Source organism: Streptomyces capillispiralis (assembly GCF_007829875.1).
Lineage (GTDB): Bacteria > Actinomycetota > Actinomycetes > Streptomycetales > Streptomycetaceae > Streptomyces > Streptomyces capillispiralis.
Genome location: NZ_VIWV01000001.1, coordinates 3,853,769 through 3,870,904, shown reverse-complemented (window position 1 = coordinate 3,870,904; position 17,136 = coordinate 3,853,769). Strand labels below are relative to the sequence as shown.

14 protein-coding genes are annotated in these 17,136 nt (G+C 74.0%); 6 read left to right on the top strand and 8 right to left on the bottom strand.

Translation table 11 applies throughout. The annotated features are described in order from the left end of the window. Window positions 1-61 precede the first annotated feature (61 nt). Together FHX78_RS16500 and FHX78_RS16495 are read right to left on the bottom strand one after the other, a co-directional pair. On the bottom strand, window positions 62-964 hold the full coding sequence (locus tag FHX78_RS16500) for a serine hydrolase (RefSeq protein ID WP_145868220.1): 903 nt from the start codon (window positions 962-964) through the stop codon (window positions 62-64). Beyond that, window positions 961-1,926 (bottom strand): LysR family transcriptional regulator, encoded by a 966-nt coding sequence (locus FHX78_RS16495; protein ID WP_145868219.1) that lies wholly within the window; start codon window positions 1,924-1,926, stop codon window positions 961-963. The genes FHX78_RS16500 and FHX78_RS16495 overlap by 4 nt, the downstream gene beginning before the upstream one ends. Before the next feature lie 85 nt (window positions 1,927-2,011). On the opposite strand from FHX78_RS16495, the gene FHX78_RS16490 reads away from it, so the two are divergent. Both FHX78_RS16490 and bla read left to right on the top strand, forming a co-directional pair. Next, on the top strand, window positions 2,012-3,631 hold the full coding sequence (locus FHX78_RS16490; protein WP_145868218.1) for a penicillin-binding transpeptidase domain-containing protein: 1,620 nt from the start codon (window positions 2,012-2,014) through the stop codon (window positions 3,629-3,631). 26 nt (window positions 3,632-3,657) lie between these two features. After that, entirely contained in the window at window positions 3,658-4,590 is a 933-nt protein-coding gene (gene bla / locus FHX78_RS16485) for a class A beta-lactamase (protein ID WP_145868217.1), read from the top strand. Window positions 4,591-4,623: 33 nt separating this feature from the next. Here the strand turns inward: bla and FHX78_RS16480 are convergent, their stop codons facing one another. After that, on the bottom strand, window positions 4,624-5,541 hold the full coding sequence (locus tag FHX78_RS16480; RefSeq protein WP_145868216.1) for an SCO2400 family protein: 918 nt from the start codon (window positions 5,539-5,541) through the stop codon (window positions 4,624-4,626). Between the two features lie 300 nt (window positions 5,542-5,841). Here FHX78_RS16480 and FHX78_RS16475 point away from each other — a divergent pair, with 300 nt between their 5' ends. Beyond that, the gene (locus FHX78_RS16475) at window positions 5,842-6,975 is read left to right on the top strand and encodes a sugar ABC transporter substrate-binding protein (RefSeq protein ID WP_145868215.1); all 1,134 of its coding nucleotides are present in this window, start codon (window positions 5,842-5,844) and stop codon (window positions 6,973-6,975) included. Window positions 6,976-7,063: 88 nt separating this feature from the next. On the opposite strand, the gene FHX78_RS16470 is transcribed toward FHX78_RS16475, so the two are convergent. From FHX78_RS16470 to FHX78_RS37475, 4 genes are all read right to left on the bottom strand, one after another. Further along, a complete protein-coding gene (locus tag FHX78_RS16470; RefSeq protein WP_145868214.1) occupies window positions 7,064-8,644 on the bottom strand; it encodes a carbohydrate-binding protein in 1,581 nt (526 codons plus the stop codon). A gap of 317 nt (window positions 8,645-8,961) precedes the next feature. Continuing rightward, complete coding sequence (locus tag FHX78_RS16465; protein WP_145868213.1) at window positions 8,962-11,283, bottom strand: esterase-like activity of phytase family protein; 2,322 nt, start codon at window positions 11,281-11,283, stop codon at window positions 8,962-8,964. 107 nt (window positions 11,284-11,390) lie between these two features. After that, window positions 11,391-12,461, bottom strand: a complete 1,071-nt coding sequence (locus FHX78_RS16460) for an acyltransferase family protein (protein ID WP_145868212.1) — start codon at window positions 12,459-12,461, stop codon at window positions 11,391-11,393. Between the two features lie 531 nt (window positions 12,462-12,992). Continuing rightward, window positions 12,993-13,202, bottom strand: coding sequence for an MmyB family transcriptional regulator (locus FHX78_RS37475; protein ID WP_373313022.1), 210 nt, complete (start codon window positions 13,200-13,202; stop codon window positions 12,993-12,995). Window positions 13,203-13,253: 51 nt separating this feature from the next. On the opposite strand from FHX78_RS37475, the gene sigJ reads away from it, so the two are divergent. From sigJ to FHX78_RS16435, 3 genes are all read left to right on the top strand, one after another. Then, window positions 13,254-14,198 (top strand): RNA polymerase sigma factor SigJ, encoded by a 945-nt coding sequence (sigJ, locus tag FHX78_RS16445; RefSeq protein WP_145868211.1) that lies wholly within the window; start codon window positions 13,254-13,256, stop codon window positions 14,196-14,198. Window positions 14,199-14,291: 93 nt separating this feature from the next. Continuing rightward, on the top strand, window positions 14,292-15,518 hold the full coding sequence (locus tag FHX78_RS16440) for an NAD(P)/FAD-dependent oxidoreductase (protein WP_145868210.1): 1,227 nt from the start codon (window positions 14,292-14,294) through the stop codon (window positions 15,516-15,518). A 158-nt stretch (window positions 15,519-15,676) separates the two neighbouring features. After that, window positions 15,677-16,501 (top strand): hypothetical protein, encoded by an 825-nt coding sequence (locus FHX78_RS16435; RefSeq protein WP_145868209.1) that lies wholly within the window; start codon window positions 15,677-15,679, stop codon window positions 16,499-16,501. 19 nt (window positions 16,502-16,520) lie between these two features. On the opposite strand, the gene FHX78_RS16430 is transcribed toward FHX78_RS16435, so the two are convergent. Next, complete coding sequence (locus tag FHX78_RS16430) at window positions 16,521-17,102, bottom strand: hypothetical protein (protein WP_229923907.1); 582 nt, start codon at window positions 17,100-17,102, stop codon at window positions 16,521-16,523. Between the last annotated feature and the right edge of the window lie 34 nt (window positions 17,103-17,136).

Sequence of the window (17,136 nt, the reverse complement as noted above, 5' to 3'; positions counted from 1 at the left end):
CTTCGGTGCGGGCCCCTGCTCTTTGTTTTCGCGTTTCCATTCGCCTGCTTTTCTCCTCGGATCAACGCGCCCGCAACCCCTCCGCCCGCAATCCCTCCGCCCGCAGCGCGTCCACCGCGATCCGCGCCGCCGTGCCGATCACCGCGTCGGCCGCCGGAAGGGTGGCCGCGGTCTGCGCGGTGCGGGTGAACACCGCGACGGCGTAACGCCCGCCGTCCGGATATTCGACGACGCCGACCTCGTTGCGCAGCGTGGGCAGACTGCCGGTCTTTCCGGCGACGTGCACATCGTCGAAGGGGAAACCGGAGGCCAGACGGTGCGGCCACACCTGGAGCCCCAGGATCCGCCGCATGGCGCCGCCGTGCTCCGGCGTACCCGCCTCGTCCCGCCACACCGCCCCCAGCAGCCGGGTCATGTCGCGCGGCGTGCTGCGGTTGGTGCGGGCCGGGTCGAGCGCGCGCAGCCGGGTGATGACATGCGGGTCGGTGAGCGCCCGGGCGCCGTCGGGGCCGGCGTCCTCCCTGATGGTGGCCAGCATCTGGCCGAAGGAGTGAACGGCGCGGGTACGGGTCAGCCCCAGCCGGGTTGTCGTGGCGTTCACGGCGTCGAGGCCCACCCGGCGCAGCAGCAGGTCGGCGGCGGCGTTGTCGCTGACCGCCATCATCAGATACGCCAGGTCGCGCAGGGACAGCCGGGCCGCGTCCAGCATGGCGGCGACCCCGGTGGGACCCGTGGTGCGCCCGGCCGGCGGGCACTCCACCTGCTCGGTGAGGTCCAGCATCCCGGCCGCCGCCTGCTCGTGCAGGGCGACCAGCACACACAGCTTGTGGACACTGGCCGTGCAGACCGGCTGGTCCGCCCCGGCGTCGAGCTGCGCGCCGGAGTCGATGTCGAGGGCGTGCAGCCAGCCGGTGACCCCGGCGTCGGCGAAGGCCGCGTGGATGCGGGCGAGGGCGTCGGTCACAGCCAGTACTCCGATGCCGGGCGCAGGTGCAGCGGGCGGGCCGGAGCGTCGGGCGTTGCCCCGGCGGTGGTGCGCAACGCGCGCGTGGCCGCCTCGGCGAACGCCTGCACCGCGGCGTCCCCGCGCCCCTTGGGCCAGGCGGCCGAATGGCGCAGCGCCGGCGCTCCCCCGGTGAGCGGACGCCACACGACCTCCGGGTCCCCGTCCCCCGACGGCGGCAGGGCGTCGCGCGGGCACAGGGCGACGGCCCCGGCGGACAGCACCAGACCGCGTACGAAGCTGGCGCCCTGGCCGTGACGGACGGCGGCGGGGGTGAAGCCGCCCCGGGCGCAGGTGGTGAGCAGGTCGTCGTAGACGGCCGGGGCCGCGGCGCGCGGGAAGAGGATCAGGTCCCGGCCGCTCAGCGCGACCAGCGGGACCTCCTCCAGCCCGGCCGCGGAGGCACCGCGCGGCAGCAGGACACCCAGCTCCCGCCGCAGCACCGGGCCCAGCTCCAGACCGGCCACGTCACACGGATGGTGGACGACGCCGACGTCCAGTTCGTGGGCCGCGAGCCGGGCGAGCTGCTGCGCGGTGGACAGCTCGTGCAGCTCCAGCTCCAGCGAGGAGTGACGGCGCCCGAAGTCCGAGAGCAGGGCGGCGACGGTCTCACCGGAGAGGTCGGGGGGCAGGGCCGCCCGCAGCAGCCCGGTCTCGCCGTCCCGCACCCGCCGCGCGGAGGCCAGGAACGCATCGGAACGGGCGAGCAGCTCACGGGCCTCCGCCAGCAGCAGACGCCCCGCCTCGGTGATCCTCACCTGACGGCTGGTCCGCTCGAACAGCCGGACCCCCAGCTCCCGTTCGAGCCGCTGGATGCGCTGCGACAGCGGCGGCTGGGCCATCCCCAGACGGGCCGCGGCACGCCCGAAGTGTGACTCTTCTGCAACAGCCACAAAGCACTCCAGGTGCCGCACCAGGTCCACGACCAGTCATCATATCGAGTATTGATCGATCCATGATCGATAGCGGACTTGGACGGAAGGCCCCCGCCGCTGCTGTGGTCGGGGCATGAACTCCTACCCCGACCTCCCCCGCACCGGCCGTCGCCCGCGCCGGACGGCCAGGACGCTCACCGCCGTGGCGGTGGTGGCCGCGGTCGCCGCGGGCGGGACGTACGCGGCCGGACTGCCGCCCTTCGACGACGGGGGCGGACCCGACCCGGCGGCGGCCGCCACCGCGCGCGCCTTCCTCGCCGACTGGTCCGCCGGACGGTTCCCGGACGCCGCCGCCCGCACGACCCGACCCGGGCGCGCCGAGCAGGTGCTGGGCAGCTTCACCACCGGACTCGACATCGGGAGGCCGAAGCTCACCGCCGAGGACCCGCGGGACACCGGCGACGGCACCGTCACCGTGCCCTTCACCGCCCGGATGCCCGTCACCGGCCTCGGCACCTGGACGTACAGCGCGAAGCTGCCGCTGCGGGAGCAGGCCGGCGGCGTCTGGAAGGTGGACTGGAAGCTGTCGCTGGTCCACCCCCGGCTCAGCGACACCGAGAAGTTCCGCCTGGAACGCGAGGAGACCGAGCCCGTCGAGGCCACCGACCGCGACGGCGAGACCCTCTCCGCCGCCACCCACCCCTCCCTCGGTCCCGTCCTCGCCCGGCTCGCCGGCGCGGCGGACGGCGGCGGACCGCGCGGTGCCGTGCACCTCGTCGACCGGGCCACCGGCACGGTGCGGCGCACCGAGGTGTCCTTCGGCGGGAAGGACCCCGCCGGGGACGAGGGTCCCGTCCGCACCACCCTCGACGCCGACTGGCAGCGGGCCGCCGAGAACGCCCTCGCCCGGGCCGACGGCAAGAACGCCGCGCTCGTCGCCCTGCGCATCGACGACGGCGAGATCCTGGCCGTCGCCAACTCGCCCGTGTCCGGCTTCAACCGCGCCGTCTCCGGCACCTACGCGCCCGGCTCCACCTGGAAGATCGTCACCAGCGGCGCCCTGCTGCTGAAGGGCGCGGTCGCGCCGGACGACGTGGTGGACTGCCCCCAGTACCTCACGGTGGGCAAACGGTTCCAGAACGTGGAGACCTCCGAACACCCGGGCGCCACCTTCCGCAAGGACTTCACCGAGTCCTGCAACACCGCGTTCATCAGCCTGCGCGACAAGCTGGGGGAGGGCGAACTCGGGGACGTGGCGAAGAAGTACTTCGGCGTCGGGCAGACCTGGCATGTGGGGGTGCCCTCGTACGACGGCTCGGTGCCGGTCCCGCGCGACGCGACGGAGAAGGCCGCGTCGATGATCGGGCAGGGCCGGGTCCAGGCCAACCCGCTGATCATGGCGTCGGTCACCGCGACGGCGGTGTCCGGCACCTTCCACCAGCCCTCGCTCGTCGCCGGCACCGAGGACACGACGGCCACGACGCCGCTCCCGGCGCGGGTCGTGACCCAGCTGCGCGCACTGATGCGGGCGACCGTCACCGAGGGCACCGCGCGCGTGCTGTCCGACCTGCCCGGGGAGATCGGCGCCAAGACCGGCACCGCCGAGGTCTCCGACGACCAGGACAACAACGGCTGGATGGTCGCCCACCGGGGCGATGTGGCCGTGGCCTGCGTGGTCGAGGAGGGCGTCACCGGGGGCGGCTCCGCGGGACCCGTGCTGCACGCCCTGCTGTCCGCCGTACCCGAGTCCTGACCGCACCACAGAGAAGGGGAACCCCCGTGTCCGTACCTCCCTCCCGCCGCGCGCTGCTGCTGGCGGCCGCCCTCGCCCCCGTCGCCGGATGCGCCACCGGCACCCCGGCGCGCGAGCCCCGCGCGTCCTCCACGGCACCGGCGGACTCCGCCGCCCCGGGCCGCGGCGCCCCCGCCCCGGTGGACCCGCGCGCCCTGGCCGACCTGGAGCGCGAGTACGGCGCCCGGCTCGGCGTGTTCGCCGTCGACACCGGGACCGGCGCCACCGTCGTGCACCGCGCCGACGAACGCTTCGCGTTCTGCTCCACGTTCAAGACCCTCGCCGCGGCCGCCGTCCTGGACCGCGGCCCGCTCGACGGCCTGGAGCAGCGGGTCACCTACACCCGGGACGACCTCGTCGCCTACTCACCGGTGGCCGAGAAGCACGTCGGCACCGGGATGACGCTCCGTCAGCTGGGCGACGCGGCGGTACGCCACAGCGACAACGCGGCCGCCAACCTGCTGCTGCGCCACCTCGGCGGACCCGGCGCGCTCACCGCCTACCTGCGCGGACTGGGCGACCGGGTGAGCCGTCTCGACCACAACGAGCCCGAGCTGAACCGGAACCCGCCGGGCGACCCGCGCGACACCACCACCCCACGCGCCGTGACCGCCGACTACCGCGCCCTCGTCCTGGGCGACGCCCTGCCCGCCGCCCAGCGGGAGCTGCTGACGGACTGGCTGGTCCGCAGCACGACCGGCGGGGAGCGCATCCGGGCGGGCGTGCCCCGGGGCTGGAAGGCGGGCGACAAGACCGGCACTGGCGACTGGGGCCGGGCCAACGACGTCGCCGTCCTGTGGCCCGACCGGGGCGCGCCGATCGTGCTGGCGGTGCTGACCGAACTGCCCGAGCGCGCCGCCGCGCCGAGCGATCCGCTGGTCGCCGAGGCCACCCGGCGCACCCTCGCCGTCCTGCGCTGAGGCGCGGGCGCCCCGGCCGTGTGCGCCGCCGGGTCAGCCGCCGAGGCAGATGACCAGCAGGCAGAGCTGGGAGGAGTCCGGGGTGGTGGCCGACGGGGTGGTGGGGGCGGGCTCGGAGCCGCCGGTGCCCTGGCCGGTGCCGCTGTCCGAGCCGGTGCCCGTGCCGTCGTCGGTGGCGGGGGGCGGGTCCGCCGGCTGGGTGACCGGGGCCGCACCGCCGGTGCCGGCGGCGTCGTCCGAGCCGGTGGAGGTGCCCGTCGTGGTGTCCGGACGGGCGGCGGAACCGGAGTCCGGGGACGTGGTGCGGGGCTGGGTGGTCACCGCGGTGCGCGGGGTGGCGGTGCCGTCCGTGCGGGTGTCCGACGAGGTGGTGGACGCGGGGGTGTCGTCGTCGGCGGGGCGGGTGGGCCGGTCGTCCGTCGAGGACGACCGCGTGGTCCGCTCCGGTCCGGGCGTCGGTATGTCCGGGTCGCCGTACCGGTCGGTGGGGCTCTTGGCGCCGCCCATGCCCTTGAGGTCGGGTGCCGAAGCGGCCTGGGCGCGGTCTCCGGTGCCCCGGTCCAGTGAGGCCAGGGTGATGCCGCCGCCGACCAGGGCCACGGCCGTGGCGACCAGGGCCCGGCGCTGCGTCTTGCGCCAGCGGACCTGCTGCCGCCGCCGGGCCGCCCGGCCGGTGCCCGAGGCCGCGGCCACCGCGTGCGGTGCGCCGGCGGGGGGCGGGGCGTCCGTGCCGTCACCGAGGAACGCGCCGTCACCGGGGTCCGTGCCGTCACCGGGGAACGCGGCGCCGGTGGTCGCGCCGATGGTCGCGGCGGCGGTCGCGGCGGCGGTCGCGGCGGGTACGGCCCGGTCGCCGACGACGGCGGGCTCGATGTCGGGAGCGTAGGCGCCGCAGCCGGGGCAGACCAGAGCGCCGTTGAGATGACGGCGGCACGTGGAGCAGTAGTCCATGTCTTCCTCAGGTGAGGTACCGGCGCCCAGGGGCGACTGGTCCGGGGGCAGGGCACAGCCACGCTAACGAGGGCCACCCCCGACTGTGTGCAGCCTGTGTGCCTCTCCTGCGCACATTCTCTGCACGGTCGGCGGGGAGGTCGTGAGCACGACCGTCGCACCACCGCACAATGGACACACTGCTCACTACAACGTTCGGGCCCGTGACGGAAGTTGGCCTTGACGCCGCACGGAGGTGCCGCGTCGGCCGTCCAGTCGTTCGGTCGCCCGCGCTGCACGATCGCCCGGAAGGCATCTCACGTGATCCCCCGTACCACCCCCCACTGTGTACGCCGTGTCACCCTTGCCCTGACCGCCGGTCTCTCCGCCCTCTCGCTCACCGCGTGCGGTGTCGTCGGCGGATCCGGTGCGGGGGAGGACTCGGCGTCGTCCCGCAGGAGTTACGACATGACGGTCGGCCTGCTGCTGCCCGACCGGGACACGGCACGCTTCGAGAAGTTCGACCATCCCCTGATCAAGGAGCGGATCTCCTCCCTCACCAACAAGCAGGGAAAGGTCGTCTACGCCAACGCCGAGGGCAGTGCCGAGCGGCAGAGCGAGCAGTTCGGCAAGCTGGTCGCCGACGGCGTCGACGTGATCGTGGTCGACGCGGTGGACGCCGAGGCCATCGCGCCGGACGTGCGCAAGGCGAAGGACGCGGACATACCCGTGATCGCCTACGACCGTCTCGCCCAGGGCCCGGTCGACGCGTACGTCTCGCACGACAACGAACTCGTCGGCCAGGTGCAGGGCCGCGCCCTGGTGAACGCGCTCGGCGAGGGCGCCGAGAAGAGCAAGGTCGTCATGATGAACGGCGAGCCCGCCGACCCGAACACGGCACTGTTCAAGAAGGGCGCGCTCAGCGAACTCAACGGCCGGGTGGACATCGCCAAGTCCTACGACACGGAGAAGTGGCTGCCCGAGGTCGCCGCGGAGAACATGCGCAGAGCGATCAAGGAGGTCGGCCTCGGTGACGTGGCCGCCGTCTACTCGGCGAACGACGGCATGGCGGGCGCCGTCATCGAGGCGCTGGAGGAGGCGGGGGTGACCGACCTCCCGCCGGTGACCGGGCAGGACGCGGACCTGGAGGCGGTGCGGCGGATCGTCGCCGGCAAGCAGTACATGTCGGTCTACAAGTCCTTCCTGCTCCAGGCGACCGGTGCCGCCGACATGGCGGTGGCCAAGGTGCAGGACCGCTCGATCCAGTTCGACGCGCTGGCCCGGGACCGGGTCGACAGCCCCACGCAGCAGGACATCCCGGCGATGCTCGTGCCGGTGGTCGCGCTGACGAGGGAGAACATCGAGGACACGGTGATCGAGGACGGCGTCTACACCGTCGAGGAGATCTGCACCCCGGCCTACGCGGCGGACTGCGCGGAGATCGGTCTGACGTAGCGCGGGCGGCGCGGGCCGGCCCGCCCGGGGAGCGGGCGGGCCGGCCGGTGCGGCTCGGGACGTGCGACGGCCTCAGGGCCTCATGGCCTCAGGGTGTCACCGCGTTGCCGCCGAAGGTGACGACCAGACGGCCGTCCGAGGCGAAGGACCAGTCCAGGGCGCCGGAGTAGGAGGCGCACCGGGAGCCGTTGGAGCCGGTCCAGAACTGGTTGGAGCCGTCGGCGTTGCCCACGGTCTTGTCGTTCGACCCGTCGTCACCGCGGCAGGAGGTGTTGTTCCGGAACACCGACGTGCCCGCGTCGAAGGAGAAGTTGCGCTCGGCGTTGTCGACGCTGACGTTGTCCGAGACGGTCATGGTGCCCGGGTTCCGGTTGTAGGTGAACCCGTGCTTGCCGTTGTCGTAGGCGATGCTGCGCCGGACGACGTGGTCGACCGCGATGTCCTCGCCGCCGAGCTTGTAGCCGTTGCGGTCGCCGTTGCCGGCCTGGCCGCCGTTGCTGAGGGTGCCGTTCTCGTAGGCGAGGGAGTCCTCGATGGTCACCGCGCCGATCGCGCCGGTGTCCGACTTGGTGTAGAGGTCCCAGCCGTCGTCGATGTTGTTGTGGGCGACGGCGTAGCGGAAGACGTTGCCGGGGCCGGAGGTGAGCTTGGCGGCGAAGCCGTCGGCGTCCTCACCGTCGGAGTCGGCGTTGTCGTGCGACTCCGCGCCGAGGATCAGGTTGTGGGACGGCCACTGGTCGCGGGGCGTGTCCGAGGTCATCCGGGACAGTTGCAGTCCGGTGTCGCGGTTGTGGCGCGTCACCGTGCGCTCGAAGACGTTGTTGCTGCCGCCGACGAAGATGCCGTTGTCCCCGGCCCGTTCGACGACGATCCCCTTGACGTGCCAGTACGACCCGTTGACGGCGAGCCCCCGGTTCGACGAACTCTCGCTCTGCGCGGAGAAGTTCAGTACGGGCGTCTCGCCGGGGTAGGCGGCGAGCTCGGTACGGTCGCCCGCGGTGCCGTTGGTGCCGGCGGGGATGGTGACGGTCTGCGCGTAGGAGTACGTGCCGCCGCGCAGGTAGATGGTGCCGCCGGGGGTGATGCGCCCGATCGCGGAGGTGAGCGTCGTCGGGTCGGACTGCGTCCCCGACGCGCCGTCGCTGCCGCCCGGTGCCACGTAGAGCGCGGAGGCCGTGGGCGGCGGGGTGGTGGTGTCGCCGCTCGTCTCCACGTCGACGCAGTCGAGGTTGGGCAGCCCGGCGGAGGTCGTGGGGCTGAACCGGATGGTGTTGCTGCCCGACCGCACGGGCACGGTGAGCGTCTTGGTCGTCCAGGTGTCCCAGGCGCCGGTGTGCTCGAAGGAGGCGGAGCCGGTGGTGCCGCCGTTCACCACGATGGTCGCGGCCCGTGCGCTGCCGCTGCCGTTGGCGAACCGCACCTGGACCGTCGCGGTGCCGGCGGCCGGGGCGTTCACGGTGAACTGGGCGTAGCCGCCGGTGCCGTTGGTGCCGTTGCAGAAGCCGCTGCCGGAGTATCCGGACCACTCCGACTCGATGGCTCCGGAGCAGACCGCCGAGGGTCCCTCGGCCTCGTACCGTACGGACGCGGCCTGAGCGGTGGTGCCGGACAGCGCGACGAGCGCACCGGCCAGCAGGCCGGTACAGGCGAGTGCGGGTCTCAAGTGCATCGTTCGTCTCCAGGTTCGGTGGGCTGGTCGGACGAGGGCGTCGGTGCGTCGGTGCGTCGGGGTGTCGGTGCGTCGCGTGCGTGTACGTGAACGGTGGTGTCGCGGGCTGTCCCGAAGGTGGAGGGGGGAAAGCGCTTTCTCGGACCGTAGGGCGCTGCCGTGGACGCGTCAAGAGTTGTGACGCTGGATCAGATTCATATGCGTGAATGGAGAGCGGTGGGCGGGTCACGGGGTCCGGGCAACGGAAACGGCCGGCCCCGCGGGGCCGGCCGTCGTACCGGGGCCGGGGTACCGGGTCCCGTCCGGGACCCGCCCGGTCAGTCGCGGCCGAACAGGTCGCGGCTGCTGCCGAGGTCGAGGAAGACCGTTTCCCCGGTGGAGTCGTCCAGGCCGTCGTTGTCGGTCACGGCGTAGACGCGGCCGTCGCCCGCCACGGTCAGGCCCTCCAGCTTCTCCTGCGTCCAGCCCTTGGTGGCCCGCAGGTCGGGCAGCACGTCGTGGGCGAGCCGCTTGGGCAGGACGGTGAGCGCGCCCGCCGGTGCGGCGTCCCGCGGCAGTCCGACGGTGTGGATCCGCTTCACCTCGGCCGCCGGGCCGTTGAGCTTGTCGCGCTCGATGACGGCGAGCCGGTCGCCGACCACGGTGATCTCGGACAGGCCGATCCAGTCGCCGGGCGTGGCGGTGGTGTCGAGCCGGTAGCCGTACCAGCTCCAGGTGCCGGCCCGGACGTCGTAGCGGCCGAGCCGGACCACGCCCGCCGGGTCGCCCGCGACCCCGCGCTGGAGGGCGGCCCACACGATCTCGCGGCCGTCGGCGCCGGTGGTGGCGGTGACGCCCTCGAAGCCCTGCGAGCCGAGGCCCGCGGCGACATCGGCGGGGAGCGGCACGACCTGCCGGGTGACACCGGACCGGTCCAGGCGCACCAGCCGGTTCCCGGCGCCCGTCTTCCCCTCGACGGCCAGCCAGAACCCGCCCCGCGGACGGGCGAAGATCCCCTCGGCGTCGTAGCCGGCCGGGTTGCCCGCCGCGTCCCTGACCGTCAGCTCCCGCTTGATGACGGCCGGTTCGCGCCGGGTGTCGACGGTGAGGACGCGGGTGGTGGCGTACGCGGCGTCGGTGACGGTGTAGAGCTCGTGCGGGCGGCCCGGGACGGCCGACAGCGCGCCGAGCGCGCCCCAGCCGATCGGCGCGCCGTCGGCACCGGGCGCCGAGACGACGGACGGGAAGGCGGGCGTGCCCGCGCCCAGCCGGAACAGGCTGACCGTGGCGCGCACGCCCGCGTCGGCGTCGTCCTCCTCGCTGGAGACCGCGAGCAACCCGCGCGACGGGACGGGCAGCAGCCCCTCGGGGCCGTTGGTGGTCGGCAGGACCTGCCGGAACACCGGCCTGCCGGGCCGGCTGACGTCGTAGACGGCGACGAAGTTGCTCCGCTCGGAGCCGACGAAGGCGTAGCGCACACCGTCGTACGTGGCGACGGCCAGGCCCTCCGGCTCGGCGCCCTTGTTCTCGGCACGGCCCTCGTTCAGCAGTCCGTGGCGTGCGGCGAGGTGCTCGAAGCTGTTCCCGGCGTCCCAGACGACCTTGCCGGTGCGGCTGTCGAAGACGCTCCAGCCGCGCGAACCGCCCCGCCAGTCGCCCTCGTTGGCGGTCGCCAGATAGCGGTCGTCGAGCCAGGCGACGGCGTCCGGCTCGCGCGGCACGGCGGTGAGCGAGCCGCTCTGGTCGATCACCCCGTCCTCGACGGTGTCGACGCCGCGCACCGACGCCGTACCGGCGGAGAACGCCTTGGTGATCCGCCCGGTGCGCAGGTCGACCAGGACGATGCCGTTGTTCTCCTGGAGCGTCACGGCGAGCTGCCCCCGGCCGTTGACGGAGACGTACTCCGGCTCGGGGTCGGTGGGTCCGGTGATCCCGGCGGCGGCGAGCGCGGGCAGCGCGGAGCCGTCGGGGCCGGTCAGCGGCACCCTGCGCAGGCCCCACGCCTCGGGGGAGGCGCCCTTCAGGTCGACGATCTGCAGGAACCCGGCGGGCGCCTGCGGCAGATCGCCCTCCTCGCCGCCGGCCGGGGCGGCGTCCTCGTCGCGCTCGTTCTCGACGGCGACGGCGGCGTACCGCTTGTCCTCGCTCAGCGCGATCGAGTCGGGCTGCCCGCCGAGGTCGTGGCTCGCCACCCGCTCGCGGGTGCGCAGCGAGACGACGTCGAGCCGTCCGGAGGGGTTCGCGTGGCTCGCGCTGGTGTTCACCACGACCAGCACGTGGTCGCCGACGACGGTCACCGAGGTCGGCTCGTCCTCCGCGTCGCCCAGGGAGGCCAGCGACAGCGTGCCGAGGCCCTTGACCCGGCCGGGGTCGCTGATGTCGAGGAAGCCGATGCGCTTGGCGGCGGCGTCGGTGTGGACGAGGGTGCGGCCGTCCTCGCTGACCGCGGAGATCTCGGCGACGGTCTCGGCGGCGGCGTCCTGTCCGGCGGGCCGGTTCTGGAACACCGGGTAGGTGGCGGTGCGTTCGAACGCCGGCGGGCGCTTCGGCGTGCGGTCCGCGCCGGTGCGCTGATCCGCGCTCGCCGCGCCCGCGCCCGCCAGGGCGCCCGCGGTCACGGCCAGGGCCGCGAGCGCGGCGTGGGTTCTCTTCGCGAGCATCGTTCCTCCGGTGTGCTCCGCCGCGGAGCGGTGTGCCCCCTGCGGAGCCGGATCGTCGCACCCGGGGGCCAGGACCGGCGGGCGCCCGGGTGAACAACCGGCGAAGATCACGGGCGCCGGACGGCGGGGCGGTGGGCCCGGCGCAGGAAGGGCGCCTCGACAAGGCGGTGGGAGAGCAGGGCCAGCAGCAGGGTCAGGACGACGGTGGCCGGCAGCCGTCCGTCCTCCATGCCGAGGGACGCCAGCAGCCGTACGACGGGGTAGTGCCACAGGTAGACGCCGTAGCTGAGGTGGCGGCCGGTCCAGGCCAGGGGGGCCGGCGACAGCAGCCGTGACAGCCATCCGCCGGGCCGCAGTTCGAGCCCCGCGACGACGGTGGCGGAGAGCACCGCCACCCCCAGGAACCCGGCGGTGTACCAGACGGCCGTCCAGGCCCCGCTGTCCGCGGTCACCGGCACCCGCCAGGCGACGAGCGCCAGCAGTCCCAGCGCGGGCCAGGCCAGCCGCCCTGCCCAGGTGCGCAGCCGCGCCAGCCGGGGGTCGTCCGCGCGCAGCCGGGCCAGGACCACGGCGACGAGCGCGCCGGCCAGCAGCTGGTCGGCGCGGGTGTCGGTGCCGTTGTAGACGCGGTGGGCCGCGTCCGGGGCCCACAGGGCGCAGCGCCACAGCACGGGCAGCGCGCACAGGGCCGCCGTGCACAGCAGGACCGTGCGGGCCCGGGTGTACCGCAGCAGGGCGAGCAGGACGAGCGGCCAGAGCAGGTAGAACTGCTCCTCCACGCCCAGCGACCAGGTGTGCGCGAGCGGTCCGGTGAAGTCCGAGTAGGGGCCGGACTCCGTCGCCCGTACGACGTTGACCAGGAACAGCGCCGACACGCCCGCCGCCCGCCAGGAGTCGGCGAAGCCCCACAGCGAGGTGGTCAGCGACAGCGCCGCGCAGACCGCGCACAGCACCAGCAGCGCGGGGACCAGCCGCAGCCAGCGGCGCCGGTAGAAGGGGAGCAGCGCGACACCGCCGGTGCGGGCGTACTCGGCGAGCAGCAGCCGGGTGATGACGAAACCGCTGAGGGTGAAGAAGAGGTCCACGGCGACCGAGCCGCCCGGCACCAGGTCCGGTGCCACGTGGTAGACGACCACCAGGGCGACCGCGCAGGTGCGCAGCCCGTCCAGGGCGGGCACGCGTCCGCTGTGCGCGAGCGCGGACGGGAAGCCACGGTCCGCCGCCGGGGTGGCGGTGGGGCCGGGGGCCCCGGTCGCCGGGCCGGACGACCGGGCGGGGTCACCGGCTCCGGTCCGGGCGCCGGTTCCGCCCTCGGTTCCGGTGCCGGTTCCGTCCTCGGTTCGGGTTCCGGTTCGGGTTCCGGTTCCGGTTCCGTGTCTGGGTCTGGGTCCCGTTCGGGCTCCGGTTCGGGTCCCGGTTCCGGCTCTGGTCCGGGCTCCGGTTCCGGGTCCGGTTCGGGCTCCGGTTCCGGGTCCGGTTCGGGCTCCGGCTCCCGCCGTCCGCGTCTCCGGTCCGATGTCTTCCGCGGTCGTCGGGTCCGGTGCCTTGGCCATGAACGAGATCGCTCCCCACTTGCCGGCTGCGTCGGAGTAGCTCGGTGCACCTGTCCGCAAACCACGCTCGCATGCCTCCCGGGGCCACACCGGTCCGCATCGCCGGACACGACACGGCCGGGGGACACCCCCCGCCTCCGGGGGCGCCCCCGTCGGTCACCCGACGAGGGACCGCGTCCCCACGGCGTCCAGGAGCGCCGGACGGTCGGCGTCCGCCGAGCCGGGCGGGGCCGTGCAGACCATGATCCGCAGGTCGCTGCCGGCGACACCGAGGACGTCGGAGTCCAGGACCACGGCGCCGACGCGGGGGTGGTCGACGGTCTTGCGGGCGGCCCGGTGCTCCCCGACGGCGCCCGAGCGCCACAGCTCGTGTGCCCGCGCCCGTCCCGGGCGCCGGGTGCGGGCTAGGATCCGGGCATGGCCCTGACCATGAGCGACGTCGACCGGTTCATGGCCTCCAGGCCCCGTCTGGAAGCCATCGCCTACCGCCTCCTCGGCTCCGCGAGCGAGGCCGAGGACGCCGTGCAGGAGACGTTCCTGCGCTGGCAGGACGCCGACGTCGACCGCATCAGGGTCCCCGAGGCGTGGCTGACCAAGGTGCTCACCAACCTGTGCCTCAACCAGCTCACCTCCGCCCGCGCCCGGCGCGAGACCTACGTCGGCGCCTGGCTCCCCGAGCCGTTGATCGCCGGCGACCCGATGCTCGGCCCCGCCGACACCGCCGAACAGCGCGAGTCGGTGTCGTACGCGGTCCTCGTCCTGCTGGAGCGGCTCTCGCCGAACGAGCGGGCGGTGTACGTGCTGCGGGAGGCCTTCGACCACTCGCACCGGGAGATCGCCGAGATCCTCGGCATCACCGAGGCCGCCAGCCAGCAGATCCTCCACCGCGCCAAGCGGCACGTCGCGGACGGCAGGGCCCGTGCCGAGATCGACGAGGCCGCCGCCCGGCGGATCGTCGACGAGTTCCTCGCGGCCGCCACCAGCGGCCGGACCGAGCCGCTCGTGCGGCTGCTCACCGAGGACGCCATCGCGATCGGGGACGGCGGCGGGAAGGTCCCGGCCCGCGCCAAGGCGTTCGAAGGCGCCCTCGCGGTCGCCACGTTCATGCGCGGCCTGTTCAAGCCCGGCAAGGCCAAGCGCGACCTGGTCGGCGGCTCGCCCGGCATCTACGCCACGACCGCCAACGGCGGGCCCGCCCTGGTCGCGGTGCTCGACGGGCGGATCGTCGGCATCATCTGTCTGGAGGCCACCGTCGACGGGATCGCCGCCATCCGCAGCCAGGTCAACCCGGACAAGCTGGAGCGCGCGACCCGGGCGTGGGCGGCCACGGACCACGGCGAACCCCTGCTCATCGCCTTCTGACCGGCATGTGACCGGCGTCACACCGCACTCCTGTCAGGAAACGGCGGGCCGCCCGGTTCAAGGGGCGAACCCGTCGATGACAGGAGCCCCGCCATGCAGCACCGCATCATCGTCCTCGGAGCCGGATACACCGGAGCCGTCGCCGCCGGACGCCTCGCCAGGCGGCTGCACCGCGATGACGTCGCCATCACCCTCGTCAACGCCGAGCCCGACTTCGTCGAGCGCGTCCGGATGCACCAGCTCGCGGTCGGCCAGCAGCTCAGGCCGCGCCCCCTCGGCGACATGCTCGCGGGTACCGGGGTGGAGCTGAGGATCGCGAGGGTCACCGGCGTCGACGCCGACCGCAGGACCGTCGCCGTCCTCGACGCGGACGACGGCCGGGAGGCGGAACTGGCGTACGACACCCTCGTGTACGCCCTCGGCAGCGGCTGGAACGACCAGGGCGTCCCCGGCACCGCCGAGCACGCGTACGAGATCGCCGGCCGCCCGGGAGCACGTCGGCTGGGCGAGCGGCTGAAGGGCCTGGAGGCCGGACAGTCCGTTCTCGTGGTGGGCGGTGGCCTGACCGGTGTGGAGGCCGCGACCGAGATCGCCGAGGCCCGGCCGGACCTCGACGTCTCCCTCGCCGCCCGCGACGGCCTCGGCGACTGGCTCTCCCCGAAGGGCCGCCGTCACCTGCGGAAGGTCTTCGACGGACTCGGCATCACCGTGCACGAGCACACCTCCGTCACCGCCGTCGAGGCCGACCGCGTCACCACCGCCGACGGCACCTCCCTCCCGGCCGCCGTCACCGTGTGGACCACCGGCTTCGCCGTCCACCCGATCGCACGGGCCACCGCTCTGGAGGTCACCGACACGGGCCGGATCGTCGTCGACGGGACGATGCGCTCGGTCTCGCACGCGGACGTGTACGCCATCGGTGACGCGGCCATGGCGATGGGCCCCGGCGGCAAGCCGCTGCGGATGTCGTGCGCCTCGGGCATCCCCACCGCGTGGCAGGCCGCCGACTCCATCGCGGCCCGCCTGACCGGCGGGAAGCTCCCGAACGCGCCGCTGCGCTACTACAACCAGTGCGTCTCGCTGGGCCGCAGGGAAGGGCTGATCCAGTACGTCACCGCCGACGACCGCTCCGTCGGGGCGGCCCTGACGGGACGGTTCGCCGCCGTCTACAAGGAACTGGTCTGCAAGGGCGCGGCCTGGGGCGTCGCCCACCCGATGCTCGGGCTGCCGACCCGGCGCCGCCGCGTCCTGCGCCGCCCGGCCGCGGCCACGGCGGCGACCACGGCCGAGACCACGGCGGCGGCCGAGGCGTCGGCCTGACACCCGCACCGGCCCCGTCACAGCCGTCGGCCGCCTCGGCCGCACCCGCCCCCGCCGGAACCGCCCCGCCCGCGACCGCCGCCGGGTGCGGGCGGACCCGGCCGGGGCGGGCCGTTCGTGGGCTAGCCTCGAGCCACCCGCCCGCGGAGGATGTGCTCATGCCCGGTTACGACAGTTCGAGGTCCCGTCTGCGCCTGGCCGATCGCCACGTCCGGGTGCTGACCCGTCTCGCCGAGGGGGAGACCCCGAGCCCGGAACTCTTCCCCTCCCTCGGTGAACTGCGGGAACTGGGCCTGGTCGGCGAGGAGGGCCAACTCTCCCCGCTCCTGCGCGAGCTGGTGGAGGCGCTGCGCGACCCCGTCCTCGTCATCAGCGTCGAGACCACCGGCGAGTCCGGCCCCGTGCACCACGGTGCCGTCGTCGGCCAGGACACGGTGATCGCCCACGAGGGCTGGCCGGGCGAGGAGGAGTCGGAGTACATCCCGGTCGAACCGAGCACCCTCGTCTTCGAGCTCGCCCGCATGGTCCACCTGCGCCGTCGCGGTGCCGGCGAGCAGCCGCGGACACCCCGCGTCGAGTCGACGATGAAGGCGCTGGACGCCGCCTTCACCGTGCTGTCCGCCCCCACCGGGGAACCGGAGGAGGACCGGACCGCGGTGCGGAAGCAGCTCACCGACGCCGGCACCACCGGGGAGACGGCGGACACGCTGACGGAGCTGATCCTCGCCCTGAACTCCTCCTGGCGGGTCACCGTCGCCTGGGACGGCCGGCACGACGGCGAGCACGCGCCGATGCTCCGCAGCCTGGCGGTCTGGGACTGCGGTCCCCGGGGCTACTGGATCCGCGAACAGCCGGAGGAGCCGATCCTCCCCGGCCAGGTCACGCCGGAGAGTCCACTGCACCTGGTCCGCTCGGACGCCGGGGAGATATGGCGCAGGCTGACCGACCTGCTGCCCGAGAAGGAGGAGCTGGGCGCGCCCTGAACCGGGCCGGCCGGATCCCCTACTCCGCCCCGTCCGAGAAACGCTGCATCAGGGCGAAGGGTGCCGACAGCGCGGCGCCGCCCAGGGTGAGGACATCGGTGTCCACCTCCTCCAGCACGATGGCGATGGCCAGGTCCACGGCGTCCACCGGGCCGGTGGCCGTGCCGGCGCTGTAGGTCGTTGCGGGCGGGACATGACGGCCGGGTCCGATCGAAACCTTGACGCCATCCCTCGTCAAGTCCCGCACGCTGCCCAGGCCCTCAAGGCCGTAGACATACTCCCGTCCCTCGTACCCGATGCGCAGCGCTCTGTCCTGCTTGCGCAGGGCCCGAGAGTTGAACTGCAACTCCGCGGGCCGGCCGTCCAGGGTGAGCTCGGCCTTGAAGAGTGACGGCCGTCCTGTCCGGCGCTTTCCCCGGAAGACCGTCTCCGGGAAAGCGGGACCGGACAGCCGAGCGGTGTCCATTCCCTTGTCGGTCGGCCGGTAGAGCGGGCAGCGCTCCACGACGACGGACCCGAAGCGCCCCACGTCGCCTTTGACCCCGGCTGTGGGCAACTGCTTCTTGGGCGCGGTCCTGTACGGCAGCAGCTCGAACTGCAAGGGCTCACTACTCGTGTCCATGGCGACAAAGACT

Bases quoted from the DNA above. Each gene is read 5' to 3' on its own strand.
- FHX78_RS16490 (WP_145868218.1), top strand. From the start codon at position 2,012: ATGAACTCCTACCCCGACCTCCCCCGCACCGGCCGTCGCCCGCGCCGG.
- FHX78_RS16480 (WP_145868216.1), bottom strand. From the start codon at position 5,541: ATGGACTACTGCTCCACGTGCCGCCGTCATCTCAACGGCGCTCTGGTC.
- FHX78_RS16470 (WP_145868214.1), bottom strand. From the start codon at position 8,644: ATGCACTTGAGACCCGCACTCGCCTGTACCGGCCTGCTGGCCGGTGCG.
- FHX78_RS16465 (WP_145868213.1), bottom strand. From the start codon at position 11,283: ATGCTCGCGAAGAGAACCCACGCCGCGCTCGCGGCCCTGGCCGTGACC.
- sigJ (WP_145868211.1), top strand. From the start codon at position 13,254: ATGGCCCTGACCATGAGCGACGTCGACCGGTTCATGGCCTCCAGGCCC.
- FHX78_RS16440 (WP_145868210.1), top strand. From the start codon at position 14,292: ATGCAGCACCGCATCATCGTCCTCGGAGCCGGATACACCGGAGCCGTC.
- FHX78_RS16435 (WP_145868209.1), top strand. From the start codon at position 15,677: ATGCCCGGTTACGACAGTTCGAGGTCCCGTCTGCGCCTGGCCGATCGC.